Here is a 3,777-nt window from a genome sequence, read left to right as displayed (position 1 = left end):
GGAAGTGGTCGAAGCGGCGTATAAAAGTGTCGTCAGCAACCAGCCGGAGCGGGTGGTGCGAAGATAGCGATGCGAGACCCAAAACTAACCGATGCCGCCGTGCAAGCGGCGCTGGCACTCCGTGCGGGCTGGAGCCTGAAAGATGGGATGATCTCCCGCACGTTTGTCTTTGCCGACTTTGTGGCGGCGATGCGCTTTGTCAATGCCGTGGCCGACGCGGCTGAGGCGGCGGATCATCACCCGGACATGGACATTCGCTACAACAAAGTGACGCTCGCACTCACGACCCACGACTCGGGCGGGCTGACGGAGAAAGACTTTGCGCTGGCCGCGCAGGCCGATACACTGAGCGCGTGAAGTTTACGGTCATCGCGGAGCATGAGGGCGTCGCCACCGTCGCGGGTTGGGAGCGCGCCATTGGGCAGTTTGTTGCGCTGAACGAGCCGCTCCTGCGCCTGAGAAAGAGCGATGGCACGGAGTTTTTGGTCTTGGCCCCCGTCTATGGCGTGCTCTTTAAGAAAGCCGTTTTAGAGGCAGAAGCGGTCGAGGCGGGCGAGCCGCTGGCCGTTCTGGCAGGTGTTACCGAGACAAAGACGCATACCGCACCAGAGCCCGACTACGTCCCCGTTGGCCCCGAGACGCGCTACACACCCACCGAAAATGAGCAGCACTTGGCCCGGCATCATGCCGCCGCGCTCGCTCTCGTGCCGCATCAGTACACCACACTCTCCGTCGATCTCACGGAGACGCGGCGCTTGCAGGAGAAGTCCGGCGCGACACTTTCGGCGTTTTTTGTTGCCGCTGTCGCCGCCGCCTTAAAAGCCCACCCGCGTTTCAATGCCGCCTGGCTCGCCGACGAGGAGATTCGGCTCCGAGCAACTATCAATATTTGCTTGCCGCAACCCGGCGGTGCATTCCCCGTGCTCTGCGACGCCGACAAAAAAAGCATTCTCGCGCTCTCCCGCGAGCTAGAGAGTATGGCGGCGCTTCCCACACGCGGGGCCACGGCAACGCTCACCATCGGGGAGGCAGAGTCCCAGACACCAATCCTACACACGCCACAGGCCGCGCATCTCTATATCGGCCCGACGGGCACACTCACCCTCGCCCATGATCCCCGCGCCGCAGACAGCTTCGCCGCAATCAAATTTCTCCAAGAAATTCAGCGCAACCTCGAAGAAACCCGCTTTCTGTTTGTTTAGATTCCCCCCCACCCCCCGTCCGACGGGGGAGAGACAAGGAACTCTTTCCTTATTGTCCCCCCGCGCAGCGGGGGTTAGGGGGGCCTAAACCCCAGGCCCCTTGATGCGCCCGATGCGCTCCAGAATCCGCTTGGTCTCGCTCTGACGGTGGCGCACCCAGTCGTCCCAGAGCTTGGCGGTACTGGGGAGCTTCTCTTTGGCAATCGCGAGGCCCTTAAGCGTGTACTCGAACTGCTCGTTGAGGAGCGTGCCATTGGGATAGACCGAGAACTTATAGCGGTGCGTCCAAGAGACAAACGGCCCCTCAACTTGCTGGAAGCTCAGCAGGCGTGGCTCGTCGTGCTCGCTCACGGTGGCGGTAATATCGCCCCACGGGCCGCCGCGAAACAGCACCAGTGCGCCGACACCCTGCGCAAGCCCGGTCGCCTCTTCTTTCTGATCCTCGGGGCAAATGCGAGCGTAGTTGCTCAGGTCTGCCACAAAGGCAAAGACGGCTTCGGGGGGGCGCTCGATAAAAAGCTGGTACTGACGGCGAATAGGGGATGACACAAGGAGCATTTTATCCTATGTTCCCCGTAACCAGATCCCCCCAACAAACGTCCTCTTGAGATAAGATGAAAACGCTCGCACTATTCTTGGCGCTTGTTGCCCTTAAGACGCCTCTGCTGCACCACGATTGGCCCGACACAAGTCACGGAGCTCACGGTGCCGCCCACCGTTGAGGACATCGCGCAGGACTTCTACCGCAACCGTCCACCGCAGGCTTTGTCAACGACCTCGCGGATCTGTCACTCGCGCAAGCACTCACTTGGAGACAATTATCGCCGTTAAGAGCCGATCCAGCGCCGTCTGTCCACGCCCCGGTGCCAGCGGAAGCGCCCCGAGGCCATGGCGAGGACTTGCCGGATCGGGCCACCAGTGCGCGGTCTTTCCCGGATACAGCGCGACGGCAGCGAGCGTGCCGGGGAGGGCATCACGGTAGGCATGCATCGTGAGAATATCGTCGGTGAGGGCGTCGTGGTGATCCGTGAGGCGGTACTTGGCATCAAAGTGAACGCGCATTTCCCCGGTGGCCAGTGTGATGTCCGGGCGCACGGGGCGCGTCCACGTTGGCAGGGTCGGGTTGTAGAACAGCGAGACTCCGTCCGACTCCAGCCGCAGCTCGGTGCCACGCCGCAGGGCCAGCGAGTAGCCATCTGCTGTGGGCGTCAGAAAAGCACCAGAGGGCCAGGATATCCCCAAAACGCGCTCCACGGCGGCGGCCACTTCGAAAAAGCACCAGTACTCGTAGAGCGTCGCCACATCGCGCCGCCCAGCTCCAAAGACGTCTTGCCCACCCTCCCACGAGAGCTGAAGCGCCTGTTGCGCCGCCAGCCAGGTCTGGTAGACCTCCCGATAGCCACTACGCCGCGCCAGAACCTGGCTCCCCGTGGGGAGCTGTGTCAAGGTTCCGACCTCAGCAAAGAGCGGGTGCGCGAGAGCTTGCTCCAGCGGCGCTCTCAGCCACCACGCTTCTTTTTGCAAGCGTTCGGTCACGGTGCAGGCATCTAGCGTCTCCAGCATCTGCCTCAGAGCATACTTAACAAACCGATTTTCGGGCGTGTCACCGGTCTCCGTGGGGCGCGTGTGGGGCAGGTGCAGCGGCACCGTTGCCAGACCACGCTTCGTTAGGCAATGTCCAACGGGAACAGGCTGGCGGGGCGTGGCCGTGGCGAGCCAGCGCACCGTACTGGGAGTCAGCCGCCGCGCCCGGTTCAGCGGCAGCGACTCGGCCTCCGCATGGAGAATGCGGTGCGGGTCGGAGAGTACTCGGGCGAGGCCGCGCTGAAACTCGCCGCTCTCCAGCAAGCCGCGCAGGAGAAAAAAGCGCTCTACCAGCCGCGCGGGATCGGGGCGCTCGGTGGCAGTCATCGGTGACGTCATCTCGGTACGCTGGCGCAGGAGCAGATCCGTGGCGCGGCGTGCAATGTCCTCTAAGAGCTGCCGAAAGTCCTCGCGGTAGCCGAGCTTGGCACTGACAATCTCAAGCCCAGCGCTCGCCCGCAGCCTGCCTGTCTCATCTTCCAGCACCAGGGTGAGCAGCCCCGCCTCATTGCCCGCCATAAGTGTGCCCGAGTGCAGGTTCGTGCGGCTGACACGCACCGGCCCGCCCTCCCGCAGCCGCCAGCTTTTTGGAACTCCAGAAAGCACCCACTCCGCCACCCCGTTCTCACGAAGCTGCACAGGCTCTTCCCCAAACGTCGCCGCTTCGGTAGGTGGAATTTGTCGAAGGGCGTCGGAGTAGAGGAGTAAACCTCCCCCCGCCGCTGAGACGGTGACCCGGGTACCCTCCGGGTGCGGCAAGCGAAGGGGGATTTTGAGGGGGTTATTCAAACGCGTAGCCCCCGAAGCCGTCGCGAAGTAGGCGGTTCTGGAGCGTGCGGAGGGCAACGGCGGTGTGTGTCCAGCCTTCGACCTCGGCGAGCGCGAGCAGGGCATCAAGCACAGGTGCGAGGCGGCGCTGGGAACCGTGGAGGCGTGGGAGGAGCTTCAGGCAGATTGCGGTGTCCAAGCCATCCCTCCTCCCCCCGGCCCC

At 63.3% G+C, this 3,777-nt stretch carries 5 protein-coding genes; 2 read left to right on the top strand and 3 right to left on the bottom strand.

From position 1 onward, the window contains the following. Positions 1–69 precede the first annotated feature (69 nt). Complete coding sequence (locus tag AC1XOS_RS20990; protein WP_481964161.1) at positions 70–357, top strand: 4a-hydroxytetrahydrobiopterin dehydratase; 288 nt, start codon at positions 70–72, stop codon at positions 355–357. Next, positions 354–1,202, top strand: a complete 849-nt coding sequence (locus AC1XOS_RS20985; protein WP_481964160.1) for a 2-oxo acid dehydrogenase subunit E2 — start codon at positions 354–356, stop codon at positions 1,200–1,202. The genes AC1XOS_RS20990 and AC1XOS_RS20985 overlap by 4 nt, the downstream gene beginning before the upstream one ends. Positions 1,203–1,286: 84 nt before the next feature. Here AC1XOS_RS20985 and AC1XOS_RS20980 read toward each other — a convergent pair whose 3' ends face one another. From AC1XOS_RS20980 to AC1XOS_RS20970, 3 genes are all read right to left on the bottom strand, one after another. After that, positions 1,287–1,751: an SRPBCC family protein gene (locus AC1XOS_RS20980; RefSeq protein WP_481964159.1), complete on the bottom strand. Its 465-nt coding sequence runs from the start codon at positions 1,749–1,751 to the stop codon at positions 1,287–1,289. A 255-nt stretch (positions 1,752–2,006) separates the two neighbouring features. Next, a complete protein-coding gene (locus AC1XOS_RS20975) occupies positions 2,007–3,575 on the bottom strand; it encodes a DUF2357 domain-containing protein (RefSeq protein WP_481964158.1) in 1,569 nt (522 codons plus the stop codon). After that, positions 3,568–3,777 (bottom strand): hypothetical protein (locus AC1XOS_RS20970; protein ID WP_481964157.1); only part of this gene is annotated, 210 nt, incomplete at its 5' end. The genes AC1XOS_RS20970 and AC1XOS_RS20975, both read right to left, overlap by 8 nt.

The organism is Armatimonas sp., from assembly GCF_964826245.1.
The sequence above is the reverse complement of the archived record's forward strand: the minus strand, read 5'-3'. Positions and strand labels throughout refer to the sequence as shown.